This window comes from Caballeronia eucalypticola (assembly GCF_047608185.1).
Classification (GTDB): Bacteria; Pseudomonadota; Gammaproteobacteria; order Burkholderiales; family Burkholderiaceae; genus Caballeronia.
In genome coordinates this window covers 88,433-111,217 of the sequence record NZ_JBLKRU010000015.1, presented here as the reverse complement: position 1 = coordinate 111,217, position 22,785 = coordinate 88,433, and the positions used below count along the sequence as shown (strand labels likewise).

At 58.9% G+C, this 22,785-nt stretch carries 19 protein-coding genes and 1 pseudogene; 10 read left to right on the top strand and 10 right to left on the bottom strand.

What is annotated here, in order from left to right:
- Nucleotides 1-4 precede the first annotated feature (4 nt).
- Genes ACMX25_RS19010 through ACMX25_RS19000 form a run of 3 tightly spaced genes read right to left on the bottom strand, consistent with a single transcriptional unit; the run spans nt 5 to nt 4,234 of the window.
- Nucleotides 5-1,576: an efflux transporter outer membrane subunit gene (locus tag ACMX25_RS19010; protein ID WP_414951618.1), complete on the bottom strand. Its 1,572-nt coding sequence runs from the start codon at nt 1,574-1,576 to the stop codon at nt 5-7.
- Nucleotides 1,566-3,104, bottom strand: a complete 1,539-nt coding sequence (locus ACMX25_RS19005) for a DHA2 family efflux MFS transporter permease subunit (protein WP_414951617.1) — start codon at nt 3,102-3,104, stop codon at nt 1,566-1,568. The genes ACMX25_RS19010 and ACMX25_RS19005 overlap by 11 nt, the downstream gene beginning before the upstream one ends.
- A 2-nt stretch (nt 3,105-3,106) precedes the next feature.
- Nucleotides 3,107-4,234 (bottom strand): HlyD family secretion protein, encoded by a 1,128-nt coding sequence (locus tag ACMX25_RS19000; protein WP_414951616.1) that lies wholly within the window; start codon nt 4,232-4,234, stop codon nt 3,107-3,109.
- A 97-nt stretch (nt 4,235-4,331) separates the two neighbouring features.
- Between ACMX25_RS19000 and ACMX25_RS18995 the strand changes: the two genes are divergently transcribed.
- Nucleotides 4,332-5,051 carry a TetR/AcrR family transcriptional regulator gene (locus tag ACMX25_RS18995; RefSeq protein WP_414951615.1) on the top strand — a complete coding sequence of 240 codons (720 nt, stop codon included), beginning with the start codon at nt 4,332-4,334 and terminating at the stop codon, nt 5,049-5,051.
- Nucleotides 5,052-5,064: 13 nt separating this feature from the next.
- Here the strand turns inward: ACMX25_RS18995 and ACMX25_RS18990 are convergent, their stop codons facing one another.
- Nucleotides 5,065-5,553 (bottom strand): NUDIX domain-containing protein, encoded by a 489-nt coding sequence (locus tag ACMX25_RS18990; protein WP_414951614.1) that lies wholly within the window; start codon nt 5,551-5,553, stop codon nt 5,065-5,067.
- Nucleotides 5,554-6,976: 1,423 nt separating this feature from the next.
- Between ACMX25_RS18990 and ACMX25_RS18985 the strand changes: the two genes are divergently transcribed.
- From ACMX25_RS18985 to ACMX25_RS18975, 3 genes and pseudogenes are all read left to right on the top strand, one after another.
- Nucleotides 6,977-7,345 carry a BlaI/MecI/CopY family transcriptional regulator gene (locus tag ACMX25_RS18985; protein WP_414951613.1) on the top strand — a complete coding sequence of 123 codons (369 nt, stop codon included), beginning with the start codon at nt 6,977-6,979 and terminating at the stop codon, nt 7,343-7,345.
- A gap of 5 nt (nt 7,346-7,350) precedes the next feature.
- Complete coding sequence (locus ACMX25_RS18980; protein WP_414951612.1) at nt 7,351-8,919, top strand: M56 family metallopeptidase; 1,569 nt, start codon at nt 7,351-7,353, stop codon at nt 8,917-8,919.
- Between the two features lie 137 nt (nt 8,920-9,056).
- Nucleotides 9,057-9,428: pseudogene (locus ACMX25_RS18975) on the top strand (glutathione S-transferase C-terminal domain-containing protein); the annotation flags it as partial.
- A gap of 66 nt (nt 9,429-9,494) precedes the next feature.
- Here the strand turns inward: ACMX25_RS18975 and ACMX25_RS18970 are convergent.
- Nucleotides 9,495-10,403, bottom strand: a complete 909-nt coding sequence (locus tag ACMX25_RS18970; protein ID WP_414951611.1) for a LysR substrate-binding domain-containing protein — start codon at nt 10,401-10,403, stop codon at nt 9,495-9,497.
- Nucleotides 10,404-10,783: 380 nt separating this feature from the next.
- On the opposite strand from ACMX25_RS18970, the gene ACMX25_RS18965 reads away from it, so the two are divergent.
- Entirely contained in the window at nt 10,784-11,308 is a 525-nt protein-coding gene (locus tag ACMX25_RS18965; RefSeq protein ID WP_414951609.1) for a DoxX family protein, read from the top strand.
- 43 nt (nt 11,309-11,351) lie between these two features.
- On the opposite strand, the gene ACMX25_RS18960 is transcribed toward ACMX25_RS18965, so the two are convergent.
- The 3 genes from ACMX25_RS18960 to ACMX25_RS18950 are packed head-to-tail and all read right to left on the bottom strand — an operon-like array spanning nt 11,352 to nt 12,842.
- Entirely contained in the window at nt 11,352-11,951 is a 600-nt protein-coding gene (locus ACMX25_RS18960; protein WP_414951607.1) for a DUF4865 family protein, read from the bottom strand.
- Nucleotides 11,952-12,002: 51 nt separating this feature from the next.
- Nucleotides 12,003-12,401 carry a tautomerase family protein gene (locus ACMX25_RS18955; protein WP_414951605.1) on the bottom strand — a complete coding sequence of 133 codons (399 nt, stop codon included), beginning with the start codon at nt 12,399-12,401 and terminating at the stop codon, nt 12,003-12,005.
- Nucleotides 12,402-12,440: 39 nt separating this feature from the next.
- Entirely contained in the window at nt 12,441-12,842 is a 402-nt protein-coding gene (locus ACMX25_RS18950) for a tautomerase family protein (protein WP_414951603.1), read from the bottom strand.
- 832 nt (nt 12,843-13,674) lie between these two features.
- Here ACMX25_RS18950 and ACMX25_RS18945 point away from each other — a divergent pair.
- Nucleotides 13,675-15,999 carry a beta strand repeat-containing protein gene (locus tag ACMX25_RS18945; protein WP_414951601.1) on the top strand — a complete coding sequence of 775 codons (2,325 nt, stop codon included), beginning with the start codon at nt 13,675-13,677 and terminating at the stop codon, nt 15,997-15,999.
- 82 nt (nt 16,000-16,081) lie between these two features.
- Nucleotides 16,082-17,803 carry a ShlB/FhaC/HecB family hemolysin secretion/activation protein gene (locus ACMX25_RS18940; protein ID WP_414951679.1) on the top strand — a complete coding sequence of 574 codons (1,722 nt, stop codon included), beginning with the start codon at nt 16,082-16,084 and terminating at the stop codon, nt 17,801-17,803.
- 9 nt (nt 17,804-17,812) lie between these two features.
- On the opposite strand, the gene ACMX25_RS18935 is transcribed toward ACMX25_RS18940, so the two are convergent.
- Together ACMX25_RS18935 and pdxR are read right to left on the bottom strand one after the other, a co-directional pair.
- Nucleotides 17,813-19,075: a multidrug effflux MFS transporter gene (locus ACMX25_RS18935; RefSeq protein ID WP_414951599.1), complete on the bottom strand. Its 1,263-nt coding sequence runs from the start codon at nt 19,073-19,075 to the stop codon at nt 17,813-17,815.
- Nucleotides 19,076-19,221: 146 nt separating this feature from the next.
- Complete coding sequence (gene pdxR, locus ACMX25_RS18930) at nt 19,222-20,790, bottom strand: MocR-like pyridoxine biosynthesis transcription factor PdxR (protein WP_414951597.1); 1,569 nt, start codon at nt 20,788-20,790, stop codon at nt 19,222-19,224.
- Between the two features lie 122 nt (nt 20,791-20,912).
- On the opposite strand from pdxR, the gene ACMX25_RS18925 reads away from it, so the two are divergent.
- The 3 genes from ACMX25_RS18925 (at nt 20,913) to ACMX25_RS18915 (ending at nt 22,734) form a co-directional block, all read left to right on the top strand.
- On the top strand, nt 20,913-21,548 hold the full coding sequence (locus ACMX25_RS18925; RefSeq protein WP_414951595.1) for an FMN-binding negative transcriptional regulator: 636 nt from the start codon (nt 20,913-20,915) through the stop codon (nt 21,546-21,548).
- Between the two features lie 181 nt (nt 21,549-21,729).
- A complete protein-coding gene (locus ACMX25_RS18920) occupies nt 21,730-22,005 on the top strand; it encodes a YceI family protein (protein ID WP_414951678.1) in 276 nt (91 codons plus the stop codon).
- 78 nt (nt 22,006-22,083) lie between these two features.
- Nucleotides 22,084-22,734 carry an NAD-dependent epimerase/dehydratase family protein gene (locus ACMX25_RS18915; protein WP_414951594.1) on the top strand — a complete coding sequence of 217 codons (651 nt, stop codon included), beginning with the start codon at nt 22,084-22,086 and terminating at the stop codon, nt 22,732-22,734.
- Nucleotides 22,735-22,785 lie beyond the last annotated feature (51 nt).

Genomic DNA, 22,785 nt, shown 5'->3' with positions numbered 1-22,785 from the left:
CAGCCTATTCTCCCCCGGCCGTGGACGCTGCCCCGCGACTGGCATATTGCGCCGCGTCCGCATCCCACCCGCCGCCCAATGCCTTGTACAGCGCGACGAGATTCGTCGATACCGTCGCTGTGCTGTCGACCCATTGCTGCTCGCTCGTCAGCAAGGTTTTCTGCGCCGTCAACACATCGAGATAATTCGACAGGCCCCGGATATACCGCTGGTTTGCAATATCAAGCGCGCGTTTTGACGCTTGCACGCTGGCATCCAAACGATCTCTACGACGCTGCTCCGCGCTAAAACCAGTCAGCGCGTCATCGACTTCCTGAAACGCCGAGAGCACCGTCTTGCGGTAAGTAATCGCCGCTTCCTGCTGCTGCGCCTCCCTCAACGCAAGCGTCGAGCGCAGGCGTCCGCCCTCGAAAATGGGAATCGAAAGACTCGGCCCGGCGCTATAGCTGCGCGCGCCCCAGCTACCGAGATTCGTGAATTGCGTCGCCTGAATCGCGACGCTTCCCGACAGCGTGATCTTGGGGAAAAAATCCGCCTTCGCCGCGCCGATATTCGCCGTCGCCGCATGAAGCTGCGCTTCCGCTTCGCGAATATCAGGCCTGCGCCTCGCGAGTTCCGATGACAGCCCGATCGGCACGCGCGGCGGCACCACGAGCGCGTCCGGTGTCGCCTTCAACTTCGCCGCCAGCGCTTGCGGGAACTCGCCAAGCAGCACCCCAATGGCATTGATCAGCTTCGCTTCCTGCTGCTCCTCTTGCGGAATATCCGCCGCGTTCGACTCGGCCTGGCTTTGCGCGTTGGCAACATCGAGATCGGTAGCGAGCCCGTGTTTGGCGCGCTCGTTCGTCAACTGCACGGTGCGCTCGGCAAAGGCCAGGTTCTCGCGGGTGATGCGCAACTTTTGCTGCGTCCCTCGCAAGTTGAGATAGTCGCGGGCGACTTCCGCAGCCGTCGACACAATCGCGTCGTGCCGTGCTTCATTTTGAGCATCGACGGTGGCGCTCGCGTTTTCCGCCGTGCGCCTCACGCGGCCCCAGAGATCGAGTTCCCACGATGCATCGAAGCCGTATTGATACAAGTTGAACGGCGGCAATGCGCTCGATGCAGCGCTTTGCGTCGGCACTCCGCCTTGTCGTCCGCCCAGCCCGTTCGTATCGGTCGCCGACGGTGCCCCGCTGCCTCCAAGCAAGCCGATGACGCCATCGGCGCTCTGCAATTCACGCGTGTACGACGCGTTGCCGTTCAGCGTAGGGAACTCGTCCGCTTTCGCTTGCCCGAACTGCGCCCGCGACTCGGCGAGCCGCGCCCCCGCGACCTTGAGGTCAAGGTTGCTGTCCATCGCGCGCGTGACCAGCTCGGTCAGAAGCGGATCACCGAAACTGTTCCACCACAGCGGATCAATGGGCTCAGGCACCGTGACCGAACGAACGGCATCGGCATCGGCATCGGTAGCGGTGGCAGCCGGCGCGTCATTCCATTGCGCCGGCGTCTGCAAGGCGGGACGCTGGAAGTCGGGGCCCATCGTGCAGGCTGACAAGAAGACTACGAACGGAATCCATCGATAATCAATGCGCATTGACCTGTGCCCCCTTCGGCAGCTTCGGCAACAAGAAACAAATAGGTGCGAGTACGAGCGAGATCACGCCCAGCATGATGAAGACGTCGAGGTAACTCATGACCGACGCCTGCTGCTCGACCGTCGAGGCGATCGATCCCAGCGAGCTGACAAAACCGTTGTACGGCGTGATGTGCTCAGCGAGCCTCGCGTGATGAAACTGCTCCCGCCACGCAAGCTGCGTTGTCACTAGCGACACGCCGAAACTGCCGCCGAGATTACGCATCATGTTGATGAGCGCCGACGCGTTGTTGTTCTCTTTCGGCGGGATACCGATGAACTGCACGGTCGAAAGCGGAATGAAGAGGAACGGCAGCCAGATGACCTGATAAAGCCGCGACAACGATACGTCCCAGAAGCCGATGTTCAGGTCGAGACCCGACGTATGCAGCAACGCGACGCCGGTGCCGACAAGCGACATCATGACGAGCCATTTGGGCTGGAAAATCCGCCCGGTCACGATGCCCGCTATCGGCATGATGAAGAGCGTGACGAGGCCGCCGAGACCGAGCGTCAGACCGGCATTGGTGGCGTCATAGCCAAGCAGTTCTTGCGTGAATTGCGGCAGCATTTGCGTCGTGCTGTTGATGATGAAACCGAACGCGAACATCACGCTGCAACTAATGGCAAAAGCGCTCGACTTGAACAGCCGCAGGTTCACGATCGGCTGCGCGGTGGTCAGTTCACGAATCACCAACGCCACGAGCGCGACGCCCGAGATGACCGTGAAGAGGCAAATGAAATTCGATGAAAACCCGTCCTCGCGTTCGAACTTGTCGAGCACGATCTGCAGGCAACCGAAACCCACCGCCACGAGGAAGAAACCCAGGTAGTCGATTCGCAGGCCTTTATCGAGCAGCGCACGCCGTTCCTGCTGCACCAGCTTGCTGTCGCTCACGAACATCCACGTCAGCACCAGCGACACTATGCCAACGGGCAGGTTGATCAGGAACACCCAGTGCCACGAATAGTTCTCGGTGATCCAGCCGCCCAGCATCGGTCCAATAGCGGGCGCCGTGACGACCGTGAAGCCGTACAGCGCGAACGCCATCGCGCGTTTTTCGGGCGTGAAGGTATCGGCGAAAATGCTTTGCTCGACGGGCGCGAGGCCGCCGCCGCCCAGACCTTGAAGCACGCGAAAGACGATCATCATCGGCAACGATGTCGCGAATCCGCATGCCACCGAACTGATCGTGAACAGCAAGACGCAGAGCATGTAGAAACGCTTGCGGCCAATCACGTTCGCGAGCCATCCGCTGATCGGCAAGACGATTGCGTTGCTCACCAGATAGCTGGTCGTGATGTACGTGCTCTGGTCGAGGCTCGCGCCGAGACCGCCGGCAATATGCCGCAGCGCCACGTTTGCGATGGTGGTGTCGAGCACTTCCATGAAGGTCGCGATCGACACAATGACGGCGATCAGCCACGGGTTAAACGGCCCCGCCGCCGACCTGGGTAAGGCTGCAGGACCTGCATAGGTGGAGGCCATGGTTACCGCACCGTCACGCGCGGGCTGACCGATAGGCCGGGCGCGAGCGGCAGATGGCGCCAGTCGTCGCCGTCGAAGACGATCTTCACAGGCAGGCGTTGCACAACCTTCACATAGTTACCCGTGGCGTTTTCCGCGGGCAGGCTGCTGAAGACCGAGCCGGTCCCGCGCTGCAGGCTCTGAATGTGCGCATGCAGGACCTTGTCGGGATAGGCGTCGACGGTGACATCGACTGGTTGCCCCACGCTCATGTGAACAAGCTGCGTTTCCTTGAAGTTCGCGGTGACCCACATGTCGTCGGGAACCACCGCAACCAGCGCCTGCCCAGGCGTGACGTAATTGCCGAGGTTCACGGTGCGCCGCGTCACCTTCCCTGCTTGCGGCGCCAGCACTTCGGTGTAGCTCAGTTGCAGCTTCGCATTGTCGACATCGGCATGGTTCTGGCGAACCGACGCCAGCGCCGCGTCGATCTTCGTTTTCTGCGACGCAACCTGGGCCTCGCCTGCCTGCACCGCCTGTTTCGCGCTATCGAGCTTGGCGAACGCGCTCTTGGTGGTCGCTTGGCTTTGTTCCAGTTGCTGGCGCGTGATGGCAGCAGGATCGGTTCCCGTGTAGCGGGCGAGATCCTGTTTTGCCTGCGTCAGGTCGGCTTCCGCGACCCGCACTTGCGATGTCTGCTGCGCGAGGCTAGCCGTCTGATACAGCAAGTCAGCGCGCGCCTGCGCAACTTGCGCGACCGCATTCGCTTCTTGCGCTTCGGCTTGTTCGAGCTTCACTTCATAGTCGCGCCGGTCGATCCGAAGCAGCGGCTGGTCCTTCTCGACGTGCTGGTTATCGGTGACCAGCAGTTCGACCACCCGTCCGCTCACTTGCGACGCGATCTGGCTCTGATTGCTGTCGATGAACGCATCGTCCGTGCTTTCGTAGTGCCGGCTATGCAGCCAGTAGGCGACGCCCGCCACTACGCAGAGCAGCAGCACCGCCCCGCCGATGACCGTATTCAGGCGCTTGCGCCCCGGGCTCATCAGTTTCGACGTTTCCTGTTCTTGCCCTTTGGCTGCATCGGGCTGATCGCCATCGGCCTTGCTTTCGCCGGAGGGCGTGCTGTTTTCGCTTTCACTACCGGCCATTGCATTCTCCAAAATAATATTGAGATGCATTCTACAATAGAACGGAACGGTTCCGTTCTATTGAAAAAGCCTGCGATAATTCGCCCATGTGTTTTTCATGCAAGGAACAACAGTGGCGAGCCGGATCCTGAAAAATCCTGATGCAGAGGCGGCCTTCTGCCCGATCAGGTCGATGTTTTCGCGCAAGAAAGGCCGTCCGTCGAACGCAATGGCGGGAGATGTCGAAGAGCGGATTCTCGATGCCGCCACCGCGATGTTCCTTCAGAACGGTTTTGGCGGGACATCGCTTGAACGCATTGCCGAGGCCGCGCGCGCGGGCAAGGCAACGCTCTACAGCCGCTACAGCGGCAAGGAAGCGTTGTTTTCTGCGGTCGTCACACGAAACTGCGAACGCAGCCTGCGGCTCGTGTTCGAAGCGCCGCAATCAGCGGCGCTTGCGCAACGGTTGGTATCGGTGACGCAGACGCTCGTCACGCGCTTGCTCAGCGACGAGGTGATTGGTCTGATCAGAATGGTGGTGGCGGATGCGCCGCGGTTTCCATCGCTGGCGAAATTGACGAGCGATGCCGGCAGGTCGCGCGCCATAGAAGCGGTGGCAACGATGATCGCAGAGCACTCCGGACGCACTCTTGAACCCTCGGCCAAGCGGAATTCGCGCGCTCTCGCGACCCAGATTCTTGACGCAATTGTCTCGCCGATGCTCATGAGAGCGTTGATGGGCGAGAGCCTTGATGAAGTCCGCGGCGACATCCGTACGCATGTGAAGCAGACGATCGCGCTTTTTGTGGCGGCGAATGCGCTGGATGCGTTCTTGTAGGGCAAAGGGTCAACTAAGCGCGTATCTCTCTGCCGAGATACGCAGCGACCGCGTTTGTCACGGGCATGCCCGGCAATTCTTCCGGCGATGCCAGATGCGTCGCGATGATTTCACGATTATCGAGCCGCAATTCGGGCGTGTAATCGAGGTGCAGTTCAAAGAAATGCACCTGATCGCGACGCCCGTCCCAAATGCCGCTGGCGCTTCCCGCGGGGAGCAAGGTGAACGACGAGAGACCAATCTCCTCCTCCATTTCGCGCTGCGCCGCTTCATCAGGCGTCTCACCGGGATTGACACTGCCACCGGGCAAATTCCACTCGTCCCGGTACGATGATTTCACCAGTAACAGCGCCCGCCCGACGTAGATTGCTACCAGCGCGCCCTCGTGGCTGGGCCGGCGAAGATGCCACCAGACTCGAGCGAGTCGAAATCCAACGCGAAGCGCCATGCGCCAGACAGAGTCGATAAGCTTAGCTCGTCGCCCTCGCTCAAGGCTCGGCATGAGGTCTCTCTCCTTTCCTTTCATGTTCTTAGGCGCGTCCCAGTCAAAGGCTATTCGAATTTATTTAGGTTTGCTAATCTGAATTTTTCTTTGCTTTAGAACTGCTGAGATCGACCTTCCCGAGTAGACGCGGTCGTTGATTTGCATCGAATTCTAACCCACCTGACGCTGTAATCCTGGGTAGGGATTCAGTGCTCGAAGACGGTCACGATGCTCATCTGAACGAGCACGCCCACAGTTCCATACTCGAGAAGGGGCACAAACACTTGACCTGCGCAAGATCACCCAGTCGATAACGAGAGCGATCGTTCGAACCCGGGTTGCATAGTTGCATACGTGACCGGGCATGGGACAATGACGCTGTCGATTGCAAAAGGCGTGGCGTGTGCGCAATCACACGCCTGCCCGAAACCCTCTAAGCTGCGATGGCGCCAGCACGTTAGGAGAAAAGTCTTCTTGCGGAACCGCCGAGCGCCCTTCCAGCCAACGAGAGTTGCCTGAGAAGCTATGGCCTATCGTGGGGCACTGGTGAGACAAGAGAAATCATCGGCTTCGCCGAAGCTCGTGAATTCAACACTGCAACGACAACCCAACGGTGCGAACCTGATCTTCATCGTGCAAGGTCACGAACGGCATACACCTACGTCGACCAATGGGCGAATTCGAAGAGCCTCTTGCAACCCAACGCCAGCTTCCGGAACTGAACGGGCAGCGGTTCCAGTCTGCCGGGCCACAAATCTTTGGCAGAATTAGCTGCCATTGAGCCTTCATGTGGACGAGGTTCCGTTGCTATCGTCTGTTAGTCTGCTTCCTAAAGTGCGCCTCTAACTTCTGGCATCCTTAGTTTTTCTGGCGCGTTGAATCTGCCCTTTTGATTCCACTAATCTCGGCTTGCATGTATGCATGCCCTTCTTAACGAAAGGTAGAGAGCGTCTTCGCGGATCCCGGAAGTGGTACCGCTCACGACTATTGCCTGTGGCCCGTCGTTGCAGCGCGTCCAATCTTACTTGTGATCGAGAAGAGCAAGCAGAACTTTGGCGAACGATCTGTGCCGTTCGCAGAACGAATGTCAGTAGCCAGATGCAGATCGGCTGATCGAATGGCGGCTTCAAAATGGAGGGCAAGTGGCCGGAATTGGCCGCATTCTGTCTTCCTTGGTCGACTTATCTGGACGTGGTTCGGAACCTCGGACCGAACGCAACTTACGCCCGCTTTCGAAGTACAGCAGCGTTCCCCACCCATCTTGCAAGGCGCCCGTCAGGGAGAATCGACGATGAAAGTCGTCCGCGTTCAAAATTATAGCGGTCGCAACTCCGAACGCTTCCGCTTCCGCCGCTAAGCTCCGAATCACATCAACTAAAAGAATAGTTGACAGCTCACCACTCCGATCCTACGATCTACTAAACCTTTAGTAGGAGTCATTTTGGACATCTCGCTGACTGACCGGGAAGCCGACGTCATGCAGATACTATGGGAGCGCGGCCCCTCAATTGTGAGTGAGGTTCGTGATGGACTTACCGATGACCTCGCCTACACCACGGTTCTGACGATCCTTCGCACGCTGGAAAGCAAGGGTTATGTAACTCACGTAGAAGAAGGCCGTGGGTATCGCTATGCAGCCGCCGTTCAGCAGCAAGCGGCCCGAAAAAGCGCTTTGCGGCACCTCACTAGCAAGCTATTCGCAGGATCGACAGAACTGCTATTTGCGCAGCTGGTGGCCGACAAAAATCTTACGCCGAAGGAAATACGTCGTATGCGTGAGCTACTGAAAGAGAGACCTGACGAGGAGTAATCGCGATGCTGACGTGGATGATTTATGCGGTGTCGGTATCGGCGGTTCTATCTGCAGCCGCACTTATTGCGGAACACTCCGCACGGCAACGGCGATCGTCCAGCAGATGGTTCTGGCTACTCGCGATCGTCGCATCACTAGCAATTCCGGCGGCTATGACGTCGGTTTCAATCGAAATCCCCGTAGAGCTGAGGCCGTCAGTGCCTCAGAATGTGATCGCCTTGCATGAGATCACATCCACTCATCTATCGCCCGCAATCTGGATCGAGAACCATGACGGTAGGTCCTCGGCGTTCCAGCACGTTCAACTCAATGCGAAAGACGTGTGGTATGCCGCATCAGTGTTGATGATTTTGATTTTGCTGATCGCCGCAACGCATTTGCACTGGCGCAAACGGCAGTGGACTACGGTATCTGTCTGCGACGTTTCGGTGTATCTGTCGGCCGACGTCGGTCCCGCGGTTGTCGGCCTTCTTCGTCCACGGATCGTTCTTCCAGCCTGGCTTCTAGATTCGCCCCTGGAGCAACAGGCTGCCGTTATCGCGCACGAAAGATCGCACATAGATGCTCATGACCCGACTCTCCTTACGATCGCACTCTGCCTGATCGCGTTCATGCCATGGAACCTGCCGCTTTGGTGGCAGCTGCGACGACTCAGGTGTGCTATTGAGGTCGACTGCGACGTGAGAGTCCTGAAGGCTGGATATAAAGTTGCCATTTATGGCGAAACGCTGATTGCGGTGGGAGAAAGACAATCGCGATATATCGGATCAGTAGCCGGTATGTCCGAGTCGAGATCTTTTTTGGAGCGGCGTCTAAAACTGATGTTGCAGAAGCCTGTAAAACGGAAATTGCGGGTTGCAGTACTTCTCGGATGTATGTCAATCACGCTGGCTACTCTGGCCGCACAAGTGAGCCCACCAATCATGAACGATGCTTCGAACGAACATACTCAAGTGCCGGTATCCGCTGAAATTCTGGATCGATACGTTGGCGCGTACAGTATTTCTGATACAGCTGTGATGAACATTCGACGGGAAGGTGACCATCTGGCGTCGAAAGTGACGGGGCAAGCATGGATTGAAGAGTTCCCCATGAGTGATACGGCGTTTTTTATGAAAGTCCTCAAAGTGACCCAGACGTTCGTGGTTGATGATCAAGGACATGTGACCGCGTTAATTCATCATCAGAACGGTCACGATCGCACGTTTCCACGAATCGATACAGCGGAGGCGGAGAAGGTCGAGGCAGCTCTCGCTGCGAAGGTCAAGAGTCAGACTGCCACTCCGGGGAGCGAAGCTGCATTGCGCCGGAACATTGACAGCTTGCAGTCGGGACACCCGAGATACTCCGAAATGTCTCCTGGGTTACAAGAAGCTACGCGCGAGCAACTGTCCAGAATGGCCGAGCAGATGACGCAATGGGGTCCTATTGAAACTGTCCGGTTTTTGGGTGTCGGCAGCCAAGGTTGGGACATATATCAGGTTACACATGCTTCCGGGTCTGCCATCTGGCGTATCCATCTTGCCGCTAACGGCATTATCGACGGCCTGCTCGTACAAGCCGGTCCGTAAATGTGTTTCAGGAATGAGCAGCCTAAACTGCCAGGATCGATTCATCGACCGCTTTGAAGGTTGAATCGGTCAGGCGACCGTGAGCGCGCGAGTGATGGCGAATGATTTCGTTTGGCCGGCCACTGCCTCTCCATTGATTTGCCGCGCTCAACTCCGTTGAGCCGCCGATTCTCGATCTCCAGACCACCAAGTTTTAGGAGGGCAACAAGACCTGTTACAAGGAGTGTTTGCCTTTGGTCGTGGATCGCATTCGTGACCGGCTGGGCGAGCTTTCCGACCGCCTCGGCAGCGCCGACTGGCTCGATGGTGCGTTCAGCGCAGGCGACCTGATGATGGTGCCGGTGCTATTCAGATTGAAAGCATCGGGTCTGCTAAACGAATATCCGAACCTGTCAGCCTATGCCGCCCGTGGCGAAGCGCGGCCAGCCTACACGCGTGCTTTCGATGCTCAATTGGCGGTTTTCATCGCTAGCCAGGAACGGGGGATTGACGGAGGTCGGCACGAATGACTCCAGCTTCGCCGTTACGTTCGCTTCAAATCAAGCGGCGAATGTGCCTGCGCCTGGCTGCATCGATCACGATGGGAGTGAGCCAGCATGCGAGTACCTTATTTCCTCATCGATGGCCTCCAGCACAATGTCAGTGAGTCTTTTCACCGCCGCATGAGGCTGTGCTTCCGCCCGGTGAAGTGCCAGCGGTATTGCAGGAAGTGCCGGCAAACCCGTCGCTACAGGATCGAGGGCAGCGAGCGTTTTCGGCATATTGATCGTCGTGCGCAATGTGATGCCAAGTCCTGCCTCGACTGCCGCCCAAAGACCTGAGAGACTAGGCGTGGTGAAGACGAGCCGCCAGGGAATGCCGGCCTCGTCGAGCGCCGCGATGCCAGCGGTGCGAAATGAACAGGGTGGCTCGAACGCAACCAAGGGTAGCGGCTCCTGTCCGAGGCTTTGAAGGCCGCCCCAATCAGGACGTCCGATCCAGGATATCGAAAGGTCGGCTAACCGTTGAGCGTGAGGCGCACTGCCGTCTCCCCAGACGAGCGCCATGTCCAAGTCGCCTTTGATTGTCTTTTCGACCAGCGGCACGCTTCGGTCGACTTGGACCTCCACTCTGACATTGGGGTGCGCCCTGGAGAAGCGTCCTAGAACAGCCGGCAAAAACGTATCTGCGAAGTCTTGGGGCAATCCAAGTCGAACCCAACCTTCAAGACCCGAGCCACGGATAGTGTCCACGGCCTCGTCATTGAGCTCCAGCAAGCGCTTCGCGTAGCTCAACAACCCTTCTCCGGCCGTGGTCAGCGAAAGTCCTCTGCCTGACTTCTGCACGAGAGGCTGGCCAATTTGCTCTTCGAGCTTGCGCAACTGCGTGCTCACGGCCGATTGAGAGCGGCCGAGCCGGTCAGCCGCTCGCGCGAAACTGCCAAGTTCGAAGCCGGTCACAAAGGTACGCAGAACGTCCATATCGAGATTCGTGCGAACGGCCATGATTCGACTACTCCGATGGAACACATTAAAAATCCAGGATTTTCAGAAGCATTATTCTGTCCGATCCCGGTCGGGGTCAAGGCGGTTCTCTCCGCACTCCCGTCACTGCGGCACCGTCACCTTCGAAGTTGCCACTTCTCTTACGCCGGTCGATCGCGCGTAATCGCGACCGTGGCGAACGCAAAGGAATCCTGATTATTCTTTCATTTCCAGCAACACTTCAATCGCTGCAATTCTTAATTCCAAAACGTTGTCATAAAAAATTTTGAGTCCACTGTAACCAACTCGTCCGTACGAACGAATCAACAGAGGCATGCCGCTTTCCGCAGGAACTTCCTGACGGTGGCGTCGCTTATGTTTTTACCGGTAAGGATTTTCGTATGGAAACGATTTCGAACTTTTTCCGCTCGCTGACTTCATCTGATTCTCCACTCGCTGCATCGCTCGCCCGTTGGGCACCCATTCCCCTGCGATTGATAGTCGGATACGGCTTCATCGCTCACGGCTACGCAAAGATCGTCAAGCATCCCGAGGTCTTCGCCATGATCCTTCAGGCACTCGGCGTTCCCGCTCCGCACTTTATGGCATGGGCGACCATCATGATCGAACTCCTGGGCGGTCTCGCCATCCTCCTTGGCGCGCTCGTGCCGCTTGCCAGCATACCCATGGCGGTTGTCTTGCTTGTCGCAATCCTCACCGTCCACCTGCCCTTCGGCTTCACATCGATCAAGCTGATGGCGGTGACTGCGGCGGGACCACAGTTCGGGCCGCCCGGCTATGAAACGGACCTGCTGTATCTGGCGTGTCTCGCGGCTCTTGTCATGGGAGGATCGGGGCCCTATGCGGTCGATGCCTTGATCAAGAGGAGCATTCAGCGCTTTACCGCCCGGGCGAGCCTTACTTAGGCATGGCGCGAAGGCGACGCTTAGCCGATGCATTCCTCCCCGGTCAGGCGCGCGCGTGATCCGTCAGTTCACCGAAAGCGGGAGCCGAAACATGGAGGACCTCGTAGCTGTGAAGGCCGGCGGGCAAGTCAGATTGCGGCCGCTCCCAATAGTCGAATCGAACGAGATGCCAGCTACGTGGATCAAGACCAACCGCACGCGCGAGCAGACCTTTCGTGCTGTTGACCAAATCCGATGCAAGTTTCACTTCCCGCCTGCGCAGCTCGACAAGATCCGTGTCCGGAGGCAAGGTCTCTTCTTCACGCGTAACCGATGCGATAGCCGTTGGATCGTCTAGCCTTTCCGTTCGGGCAAAAGCCAAACAAGGCCAGGTCTCGACCAGCGGCACGCCAAACGATTCCTTGATTCCGCCGAAGGCGGGACCGGCGAGAAAGCCCCACATCGCGTCGACTTGCGGCCACAGGTAAACCGGCGAGTATTGATTGGCCTGGGCGCCAAATTTCCCCTTCTCACGAATGAGGAAGCATTTGAGGCCAAGCCCGGTGAACGTATCGAAAGATGCTCCCTTGTTGGCAACACGGCTACGGATGATTCGCATGTCGTAGTCGGCAGGCAGGGTGATTTGATATTGCTTGATAAACATGGTCTTGCTCCTTTCACGCGATTCACAGGCTCGCGGATTGATTGGCCCCATTCAAGCTGATTTCGTGTCCGGGATGTAGGACGCAACGCCGTTGCCGAAGGACCAGTCATCCTTGTCGTTGGACGAGATGATGACCTGCACGTCCTCGGGGCGCATACCCGGATCGGCCGACAGCCGTTGTACGATTCCAGCGTAAAGCGCCTGCTTTGCCGCGGTGTCGCGCCAACGCCCGGCGATAACATGGACGAACACCAGATCGTCCGTGCGCTCGATGCCGAGATAGTCCTTGTCGTAAATGATCTCGCCCGGCTCTCGCTGTTCAATAAGCTGGAAGCGGTCTTTAACGGGAACGTTGTAAGTGTCCACGAGCGCTTGATGAATGCCGTCGGCAATTGCGCGCAATTGTGCGCGCGACTTTCCTTTGAGTACCGAAATCCGGACGAGGGGCATGACAATCTCCTATCGATATAAACAAGTTTTCCAGCAGGTTCATGCGGCGCTGTGATGTGCCGATTTCGCGCGCTGCAGATGAGTGATGCCGTCGTAACCCCATGAGTCGTCCGGGGGTTCATCGACGATGACGTAGGTCGCCATGGGCAAGCCGCCGCCCAGGATCAGCTTCAAAAGCCGATGCGTTTCAGCGATAAATCGCGCCCTTTCCTCGACGGTATTGCTGCCCGCAGCGACGCTGGCCGTGACATGTGCCAGCACGGGTGCAACGGCGCCCGCGATCGACCATCTGCTCGCGGGCACCTGTTCGATCAGCACGGATGTCAATTCGCGCTCCTTCCGAAGTGCTTCGAATACGATGTCCGTCAGGCCGCGCTGGAGTCGGCCGATTTGTTCGGGTGCGAGTGTGGGTCCGGCGATTTTGACGTTGATGAAAGGCATGACGGGCTCCGTTCGATCAGCGGCTTGCCGACCGCTATGGAGCACACAGATTACGTCGGCGGGTCATTTTCGAAAATTTGAAAGTACCGAAGTCATACTTTCGCCAAATCGAAGGATCACTTGTCCGGAAACCCGGCAATCATCGGCTGATGGAACCGTTCGGCTATATCCCGCCCGCTGAAGCGGAAGCAAACACCGTCCGGCAAACTTGAAACACCCGCCGTTGAAATCACATTAACTTAAACAAAGCAGCCTCGGCGATTCCCGGGACGGTGCAGTAACGACTGTTCTTCATCCATTGAATGTAAAAACGGAAGATGTATTCGTTTCGAACTCCCAGCTCATAATCGGGGGATTAGCTATCAGGGATACTCCGGATTTCATCGATGAGATAAGTTCCCGATATCCGCCTGACTTACCCGCAGACACGACTTGAAGCCATTCCCACCGGCCGAAACCTCTCGCCGCCGCAACTGCCTTTAAGCCTCTCTCCTCATTTATTCGGGTTAACAACAGATAGAAGAAATAAAAAGGGTTGAATGCTATCGCGCCAGCCGTCAAGTTATGGTCAAAACCATATGGAGCCGATATTGGCCGCTCAACAGTGCGGTAGACCACTTAATTTCCATTGTTCTGAAGACATATTCATCTTAATTTCGCCGAAATGTTTTTATAATGGATTTGGCTCGGTCGATATTGATTCACCACATTCCATCGCCTGATATTTTCCCGGCATTGAATAACCTGATATCTCGAACGGTTGTGTCAGGCTTTTCTTTTGTATGCCGGGAATTCCCGTAGCCAAAGCGGTCTTTGTGCCCTGGAGGAAGACATGTCGCATCGGCGTCCCGTCGTCATACTGCTTTTACCCATCGCGGCCTCTTTCTGGATGCCTTTAACGCAAGCGGCTGGCGTGCTTCCGCAAGGCGGCCAGTTCGTTGCAGGCAACGGCAAGATCACCAGCGGCAGTTCCGGGCTCAACATCTCGCAGACAAGCGCGCGCGGCGTGATTGACTGGAATTCGTTTTCGATTGGCGCGGGGCAACACGTCACGATCAACAACGGCTCGGGCGCGACGCTAAACGTGGTCACCGGTAACAGCTTTTCGTCAATTAACGGGCTGCTGAGCGGGACCGGCAGCGTGTATCTGATCAATCCGCAGGGCGTGCTGGTGGGGTCGACCGGCGTCATTACGACAGGCGGCCGCTTTGTTGCTTCGACGCTCGGCGTATCCAACAGCGCGTTCATGAACGGTGGATCGCTCACACTCAGCGGTAATGGTAAGGGCACTGTCGTCAACCTCGGCGCGATCAGCTCTACCGGCGGCGATGTCTTCCTGATCTCGCGCACGACCGTCTCCAACCAGGGCAGTGTGACGGCGGCGAAGGGAACCGCCGAGCTTGCGGCCGGTAGCCAGGTCCTGCTGCAGGATTCGTCTTCCGGTCCGCAGGTGTTCGTGCAAGCCGGCAGCGCCGGGCAAGTGCTCAACTCAGGCACGATCCGGGCTGCGCAGATCAACCTGCAGGCTGCGGACGGCAACGTGTACGCGCTTGCCGGACAGCACAGCGTGATACGCGCGACCGGCACCGCCACGCGCGACGGCCATGTCTGGCTGGTCGCAAACACCGGCAACGTCAACGCCCAAGGTACCGTCGATGCAGCGAATGCAGCCGGCAGCGGCGGCACGGTCGACATGAGCGGCAAGACGGTGAATGTCCAGGGCGCGACGGTCGATGCGGCACAGTGGAATCTCAGCGCGCCCACCTTCACGATCGACGCGGCGACTGCTAATGCACTCTCGCAGAACCTGTCGCGTGGAACGTCAGTTGCCGTGACGACAACGGGCGCCGGCCGCACTAGCGGCAACCTGACCGTATCGTCCAGCCTGAATTGGAATGGCGCCGCGTCGCTTGCGCTGAATGGCTATCACACGGTCAGCGTCGGGCAGCATGTCACCGTCGCCAATTCAGGAAGCGGCAATCTGACGTTGCGTGCGGATGCCACCGGAATCGACAACGGCGGCAGCGTCATCAACGCGGGCACGATCGACTGGTCGAAGAGCACGGGCATCGTCTCTGCGCTCTATGACATGAACGGTAGCTGGCAACCCGGCACCATTCGAACCAATCGCACGTGGAGTGCTTCTCCGTTTAGCGGACTGCTGACGCAGGTCACGGCCTATCAACTCGTGAACACGCTCGCCGACCTGAACAAGGTGTCGCAGAACCTCGCAGGCATTTACGCACTTGGCAAGAATATCCAGGCTGATCCGAACGTCGCTTTCAACCCTATCGGCAACACGCCAGCTACACCGTTTACCGGCCAGTTCGACGGGATGGGCCACACGATCGACAGTCTTGCTTATGCGGCGACGAATTCGACGTCCTTCACCGGGGCCATTGGCTTGTTCTCGACAATAGGGACCACGGGGGTAGTACGCAACGTGGGCGTCACCAATGCATCCGGCAGCGGTCTATTCGCAAGCGTCGGCCTCATCGCGGGCGACAATCTTGGTCTGATCACGAACTCGTACAGCAGCGGGCTGGCAAGCTCCGGAAGCTTTGGATCGGGCAGCGCCGGTGGAGTGGCAGGTCAGAATAGCGGCACGATCGAGCGCTCCTGGAGCAGCGCGTCAGTCGGTACCCAGGGCGTATCCGGCGGTCTTGTCGGCATCAACAACGGACTGGTCCTGCAGTCGTACGCTACTGGCAGCGTAAGCGGCGGAAGCCATGGTTTGCAGGGCGGTCTGGTTGGGTCGAACTCGTCGACGGGTGTCATCAACCAGTCTTACGCGAGCGCATCGATTGGAACCTCAACCGAGGCGGGTGGTCTGGTCGGGACCAACGCAGGATTAGTTGAAGAGTCCTACTCGGCTTCCACACGGGGCGTGGCGGGTCCTCCGCTCGCATCGTACGGCGGGATTGCCGCAGAGAACACGGGCACCATCGCGAATAACGTCTTCTGGAACACAGCCAACACGCGTAACGCTCCGGGCGTCGTCAACGGCACGCAAATACCCGCCGCCAATGGTTTGACGACCGCGCAAATGAGCGTTCCGGCCAGCTTCGGTTCGAGCTGGAATTTCAGTCCGAACGGAACGTGGGCGATCCCATCCGGTGCGACGTCTCCTGTGCTGCGATGGCAAGTTGAGCATTAAGCAAGCAGCGTTGCGTCGCGGTTCGCGGCGGCCCGGCAAGCCGCCGGGCACCGCGCGTAAGTGGGCGCATGTTGTCACCCGCGTGGGAACGGGTGCCGTCCTGATCGCATTTGCGATCGCGGCGGCCGCACAGTCGTATCGTGACGTGACACCCACGCCACCCCCTCCAAACGCGCACCAACTGAAGCCGCCAGTTCTTCCCGAAGGCGATCCCAACGCCACGCAGGTGGCCGTCGAGACGCTGCGCGGCCTGGTCTTCTCGGCAGATCACAGCGGTCAGCCTTCCGTCACCGAGGCAGCGCAGGGCGCGATCACGGCGCAGGGCCTGCCGCTTCTCGATGCCCAGTTCCTCGCCGGCTTCTCAGCCGATCTCGGCCGGCCGATGACGTTCGGACGGCTCGCGCGGATACGCCGCGCAGTTGTGCAGCGCTTTCGCGAAGCGGGGCAACCGCTCGTCGACGTGTACGTTCCCGAGCAGGATGTATCGGGCGGCGTCGTGCGGATTGCGGTGGCGAGTTATCGCCTGGGAAAGGTGACCGCGCGCGGTAACCGATATTTCTCCGATTCCGTGCTGACCGGAGAAATGCCGCTCACCAGCGGTGAATCGATCAGCGAGGCCGATGTGACGTCGGGGCTGGCGCTACTGAACCTGAACCCTTACCGGACGGTGAACGTGGTGTACGCGCCCGGGGCGGCGAAAGACTCAACCGACGTCGTGCTGGAAACGCAAGATCGTCTGCCGCTGCGCCTGAGTGCCGGCTACGACAACGGCGGTGTGAGCCAGCTTGGCCGCGACCGCTTTTTCGCCGGAATCGACTACGGCAATCTGTTCGGCCTCGATCAGGAGATCGGCTACCAGCTCACGACCAACAGTGACGTGTTCGACGGCCGCCCGGATATCTTTGGCGGTGCCAATCACCCGCGCTTTGTAGGCCATTCGTTTAATTACAGCGCGCCGCTGCCGTGGCTTGATCGGGTCGAGCTATTCGGCATGTATGCGCAAGGTACGCCGGATCTGCCGGACAGTTATGGGCAGACTGGAATCTCGGCACAACTGAGTTTTCGTTACGACTTGCGGATCGCGTCGTCAGGACAATGGCAGCAGCAGATGCAGTTTGGCTATGACTTCAAGCGGTCGAATAACAACCTCGAATTCGGCGGCTTCCAGGTGTTCGGGTCGAATACCCATATCCATCAATTCGTCATTGCCTATGACGCCACCAAAACCGACGCGCTCGGCCAGGCAGCCGTGAATGCAACGCTCTTTCTGAGTCCCGGGCACTTCGACGGTGATGACAATGACGCGGCCTTCAACACCTCGCGCCTCGGCGCGACAGCGCGATACGCGTACATACAGTCGTCGGTCCAGCGCGATGTGGCGATCGGCGCCGGCTTTTCACTGTATGCCCGAGGCGTGTTGCAATGGACGCCGAATACGTTGCTGCCCAGCGAGGAACTGGGGCTTGGCGGCGATACCAGTGTGCGCGGCTACGAGCCGTATGTCGTGCTGGGCGACCGCGGCTGGAATCTGCAGACGGAATTGCGCACGCCGCCACTCGCATTCGGCACGACGGGCACGGCGCTGCAGCCGTTTTTATTCATCGATGCCGGACATGCCTGGAATCGCATCGATGAGCCGGCCGAGCAGAACAACGGTTCGCTCGTCAGCGCCGGCGCGGGCTTGCGCTTTCAGATGTCACGATTCGTCGCCGTACGCGGTACCGTTGGCTTTCCGCTGCGCGCAGCCTTGCCGGGAGGCAAGACTTCGCCGCTGGCAGTCGTGTATGTCGTGATTGGCACCTAGCGGCGTGCTTCACGCCACCTTGCCGTCGCGGCACACGGGCGCATCGGGCTGAAGTTGCGCCAGGTGCCGCAGCAGTTTCGGCACCATCCAGACAACACCGAACGCGAGAAGCACGAAGAACACCGCGAGCGGCGTGAGCACCTGCACCGACAAGAAACCGGCGAGCCCCATCATCGCTGACGATACAAGCAGCAGTGCGCACCCGAGGATCGCACTCGTCAAGCCCGCGATGTGCGGGAACAGGGAATTGCCCTTGGCCATCAGCGTCGGATACATCGCGCCTGCGCAGAATCCCATCACGAGCACGGGTGTCGCGAGCGTCCATACGCGCAGGCCGACCGTCAGCGCCAGCAACAGCATTGCAATTGACGTAACCGCCATCACGCGCGCACCGAAGTACAGCCGCTGCTCCGCGGTCGGCAGACGCGGGCCGTGGATGCGGTTCGACAGGCCGCCCAGGAAATACATCATTCCGATGCCGAGCGCGAGGTAACCGAAGAAGGTCGGCGGCTCGTGCAGCGTGTTCTGCACCATGAACGGCCCGACGATGTTGAATACGAGCAAGATGCTGTAGCACAGTCCCTGCGCGAGAAAACAGCTCTGGAACACCGGGCTCGAGAGCACCTTGCCCGCATTGGCGATCAGCGTACGCGGCTCCAGGCGCACCGGGCGCTGCAGCGTTTCACGATACCGCCAGATCACCGCCCACATCACGAGCGAATAGACGAGCAGGAAAACGAGGCAGGCCTGCCAGCCGAACCACGTCTGCAAGTGGGCGCCGATCACGGGCGCCACGATCGGCGCAAGCCCCCACGCGATTGCCATGTACGTGAACGCATGGACCAGCGTCTGCCCGGAGAACGAGTCGGTGATGATCGCCTTGGCGAGCAGGTTGGTAGCGGCAATGCCGAAGCCCTGCAGACAGCGGGCGAGGAGGAACGTCTCCAGATTCGGCGAGGCGAGCGACAGCAGGCAGCCGATCGTGAATATGACGAGGCCGAAAGCCAGCACGGGCTTGCGTCCATAGGCATCGGAAACGGGGCCAAAGACGAGCTGGCCGAGCGCGTAGGCCGCCATGTAGCCGGAAACGCTCGACTGGATTGCCTGAGGCGATGTCGCGAAATAACGCGCCATCGCGGGGAGCGCGGGCACGTAGATGTCGATCGCGAGCTGTCCGGCGGACGCGAACAGGCAGATCACAAACAGCAGGAAGCGCGGCGAGTTCGGTGTAAGCGCGGGAGGGGCAGAACGGTCGGGGATAGTGGAGGTCATGAAAGCATCGAAGGGGCGAATTCGGTGATGCGCCGTTGGCCTGTACCGGCATGTTCGACTGTCGAACACGGCGCAGTTCGGCGGCATCGACGCGTATTGTGCCTGTCATCTCAAATTTCGACACGGCGCCCGATCCGGGTGCATGGTCAACGGCCTTCCGGCGTGGATGCCGCCCTGCCGGCGTCTTTCCGTCTCGCACCTGATTTCGCTGCGTCGGTGATAACCGCCGCGAGACGTTCTGCGGCCTCCTTCATCTGTTCATTGCTGAATCCGCCGAAGCCAAGGACGAGTCCGGGCCGGCCGTTCCCCGGCGAGAACATCGGCGACATCGCCCGTACCGCCACGCCGGCGCGCGCGGCTGCCGCGGCCACCTCGCGGTCGTCCAGGCTTTCCGCAAGCCACAGCACCAGATGCATGCCCTGATCGCCGGGCTGCACCCACGCGACTTCTGGCGGCAGCAGCGAGCCGATGGCAGCAATAAGCTGTGCCCGATGGTTCGCATACACATTGCGAACCCGCCTGATATGCCGCTCGAGGTGGCCATCGGCCATGAACGCCGCGAGCACGTGCTGATCCGCATTCGGCGGGTGCCGGTCCATCAGGACGCGCGCGCCACAAAACGCATCGGCCAGATCGTGCGGCACGATGACATAACCCAGACGCAGCGATGGAAACAGGATCTTGCTGAACGTACCCAGGTAGACCACCCGGTCCGGTTCCGAGCTATGCAGCGACGGAAACGGATAACCCTCGTACCGGAACTCGCTGTCGTAGTCGTCTTCGACCACCCATGCGTCGTTGGTGCGCGCCCACGCCAGTAACGCGCTGCGTCTCGATGTGCTCAGCGGCATGCCGAGCGGATATTGATGCGAGGGCGTCACGAAGGCCACTTTCGCGTGCGGCGCCTGGCGGATGCCTGCGTCGACATCGATGCCTTCATCGTCCACCGGCACCCGGATCATGACGCTGTCCCGGCCGTTATTCTCGAGCGTCGCAGTGATGCCGCGATACGCGGGATCCTCCACCCACGCCTGATCCTTCGATCCCAGCAGTACCTGACTCGCGAGATACAAGCCCTGCTGCGTGCCGCTAGTGATGATGACCTGGCCGGCGTCGCAGTGCACCGAGCGCGACTTGCGCGCGTAAGCAACGATCGCTTCGCGCAGCGGCAGCGCGCCTTTCGGATCGTCATAACCAGCGGGTGCGCCCGGACCTTTGGCGCGTACACGATTACCTAGCCGACGCCAGATATCGGCAGGCGCCGTCAGGCCGATAGGAACCGAGATAGCGAATGGCATCGGCGGTAATGGCGTGAACTCACGCGCCACCTGGGCAAAGCGCGCCGCCGGTTCGGGCAAACTGGTCCGCGATGCTTGCCCCCGGGCCGTTTGCGGTTTGCGAACCTGCTTCGCTGGGCCTGTTTGTCTTCCTGCGCCCCCGCCCGATAATGCCTCGGCAACGCGCGTGGCCGCCCCTCGTTGCGACTCGAGGAAACCCTCGGCGATCAGTTGCTCGTAGGCTTCGACCACTGTTCCACGCGCGACCTGCAAGGAAGCGGCGAGCAGCCGCGTGGACGGCAAAGCGTCACCGGGCCTGATTTCTCCCCTGTGTATTGCCTCGCGCAGGAGTTGCGCCAACTGGCCGGACAGGTTTCCCGCACCTCGTTCGAGTGCGCCGAGCGCGGGAACATCTAATACAAGGGGCGTTCGCGCCATGATTCTGGTTCAATGAAAGTGATTCAAATTGGCTCTACAGAATAAACCAGTTTAGGTACACACTTCATACGAGACAAACGTCCTTCGCACAGGCGAGGGACAAAAACCTATTGGAGCCAGGCATGTATCTACCCGCGCATTTCGACGAGTCTCGCAAAGACGTGATGCACGCACTCATTGCAGGAAATCCGTTTGGCAGCCTGATTTCCCATGGCAAGAGCGGTCTGGACGCCAATCACATCCCGTTTGAGCTTGCATCGAACGAAGGCGATCTGGGCGTGCTGCATGCGCATGTCGCGCGGAGCAATCCGTTGTGGCAGGACGTCGTCGATGGCGACGAGGTTCTGGTCATCTTCCGTGCTGGCGATGCGTACATTTCGCCCACGTGGTATCCGAGCAAGCATGAAGCGCATAAGCAGGTGCCAACCTGGAATTACGTCGTCGTTCACGCCCATGGGCGCATCACCATTCGCGACGATGAAAAATACGTGCGGAGCGTGGTCGCCCGTCTGACCCGCACGCACGAGGCAACTGAGCCCCAACCGTGGAAAATGGGCGATGCGCCGAGGGATTACATCGACACCATGCTCAAATCGATTGTGGGTTTGCAAATCGATATCACCCGGCTCACGGGTAAGAGCAAGCTCGGCCAGAACAAGGAAGCGCGGGACATCCGAGGCGCGGGGGACGCGCTCAAGGCACGCGGCAATGATCGGATCGGCGACGCGATGCTTGAGCGCGCGGCGGAGAAGGAGTGAAAGTCAGCGGCGTTTGACGACAACGGCGTCTCAGCGAAATTTGAGGCCAGAAGTACGGCCGTGATCGAGCGACAGGAAGCGAAGTTCATCTTTACCGATAGCAACATCGGCCGTTGGCAAGACTTGAATGAGTTTCCCGCAATAACTCGCCGACTACCTTTGGCATTGGCAATCGCTTCAAATAAAAATCCCCTTCAATAGCACACACATCAAAAAGACGGGCACCAGGACGGCAGACATCCAAGGTGACTTTGCCTTGCATGGGATCACTAAGCGTTTGGTGCTCAAGACGAGGTTCAATCGAATGGCACAGGATACGATCGGTACCAACGTTTATAAAGTAGGCTTTACGGCAACAACAACGATCAAGCGTTACGATTTCGGCATGAAGGCCTATGTCCCCTATGTTGGCGACCGTGTTCACGTGACGATCAATTTCGAGGGAATCAAACAATAGGCCGTAGGTCTCTACGTATTCGACACGGTTTATCGCGAGTACATGTTGGTTCGAACGACTGGATGAGAGAACGTGAAGATGAAACTACTACTGCTCGGTGCCACAGGCTTGGTGGGAAGCGGAACATTGAGGCTAGCACTCTCCAACGGCGCCTTTTCGGACGTGATTGCACCAACACGGAGACCGCTGGCGCCGCGTGACAGACTGGTGAATCCAGTTGGGCCACGCCTGGAGGAACTTGTTCCGCTTCTGATGTCGTACAAGCCGGACGCGGTCATATGCGCATTGGGAACGACTCAGGCAAAAGCAGGCTCGAAAGAAGCGTTTCGTTACGTCGACTACGCACTACCCATCGCATTGGGGAAAGCCGCGCATCTCGCCGGCGTAGAAACGTATGCAATTGTGACTGCGATGGGTGCATCTCCAGGGTCCATGAGCTTTTACTACAGGACCAAAGGAGAGGTTGAGAGGGACATCCAGGAAATCGGGTTCCGGTCGCTTGCGATCTGCAGACCCAGCCTCATTGGCGGCGAGCGGAATGAAGCAAGGGCTGCAGAAGGAGCCGCACTGACACTGCTTCGATTTTTAGCGCCGGTCCTGCCGAAGAAATTCCATGTCAATCAAGCCGACGTGATTGCTGCCACGTTGCTCGATGCAGTTATCGTTGCAAAAACGGGGTGTCGTTGGATCAACTCTCAAGAAATGATTCAGAGTCAACGCCGCGCTTAAGGATTCGGCGGCGTAACCGACAGGATGATCCCGGTTTGCTTGTCCGATTCA

What these genes read in the sequence shown, in the direction of transcription:
- ACMX25_RS19010 (WP_414951618.1), bottom strand. Translation starts at nt 1,576, where the DNA reads ATGCGCATTGATTATCGATGGATTCCGTTCGTAGTCTTCTTGTCAGCC.
- ACMX25_RS19005 (WP_414951617.1), bottom strand. Translation starts at nt 3,104, where the DNA reads ATGGCCTCCACCTATGCAGGTCCTGCAGCCTTACCCAGGTCGGCGGCG.
- ACMX25_RS19000 (WP_414951616.1), bottom strand. Translation starts at nt 4,234, where the DNA reads ATGGCCGGTAGTGAAAGCGAAAACAGCACGCCCTCCGGCGAAAGCAAG.
- ACMX25_RS18995 (WP_414951615.1), top strand. Translation starts at nt 4,332, where the DNA reads ATGCAAGGAACAACAGTGGCGAGCCGGATCCTGAAAAATCCTGATGCA.
- ACMX25_RS18990 (WP_414951614.1), bottom strand. Translation starts at nt 5,553, where the DNA reads ATGCCGAGCCTTGAGCGAGGGCGACGAGCTAAGCTTATCGACTCTGTC.
- ACMX25_RS18980 (WP_414951612.1), top strand. Translation starts at nt 7,351, where the DNA reads ATGCTGACGTGGATGATTTATGCGGTGTCGGTATCGGCGGTTCTATCT.
- ACMX25_RS18970 (WP_414951611.1), bottom strand. Translation starts at nt 10,403, where the DNA reads ATGGCCGTTCGCACGAATCTCGATATGGACGTTCTGCGTACCTTTGTG.
- ACMX25_RS18965 (WP_414951609.1), top strand. Translation starts at nt 10,784, where the DNA reads ATGGAAACGATTTCGAACTTTTTCCGCTCGCTGACTTCATCTGATTCT.
- ACMX25_RS18960 (WP_414951607.1), bottom strand. Translation starts at nt 11,951, where the DNA reads ATGTTTATCAAGCAATATCAAATCACCCTGCCTGCCGACTACGACATG.
- ACMX25_RS18955 (WP_414951605.1), bottom strand. Translation starts at nt 12,401, where the DNA reads ATGCCCCTCGTCCGGATTTCGGTACTCAAAGGAAAGTCGCGCGCACAA.
- ACMX25_RS18950 (WP_414951603.1), bottom strand. Translation starts at nt 12,842, where the DNA reads ATGCCTTTCATCAACGTCAAAATCGCCGGACCCACACTCGCACCCGAA.
- ACMX25_RS18945 (WP_414951601.1), top strand. Translation starts at nt 13,675, where the DNA reads ATGTCGCATCGGCGTCCCGTCGTCATACTGCTTTTACCCATCGCGGCC.
- ACMX25_RS18935 (WP_414951599.1), bottom strand. Translation starts at nt 19,075, where the DNA reads ATGACCTCCACTATCCCCGACCGTTCTGCCCCTCCCGCGCTTACACCG.
- pdxR (WP_414951597.1), bottom strand. Translation starts at nt 20,790, where the DNA reads ATGGCGCGAACGCCCCTTGTATTAGATGTTCCCGCGCTCGGCGCACTC.
- ACMX25_RS18925 (WP_414951595.1), top strand. Translation starts at nt 20,913, where the DNA reads ATGTATCTACCCGCGCATTTCGACGAGTCTCGCAAAGACGTGATGCAC.
- ACMX25_RS18915 (WP_414951594.1), top strand. Translation starts at nt 22,084, where the DNA reads ATGAAACTACTACTGCTCGGTGCCACAGGCTTGGTGGGAAGCGGAACA.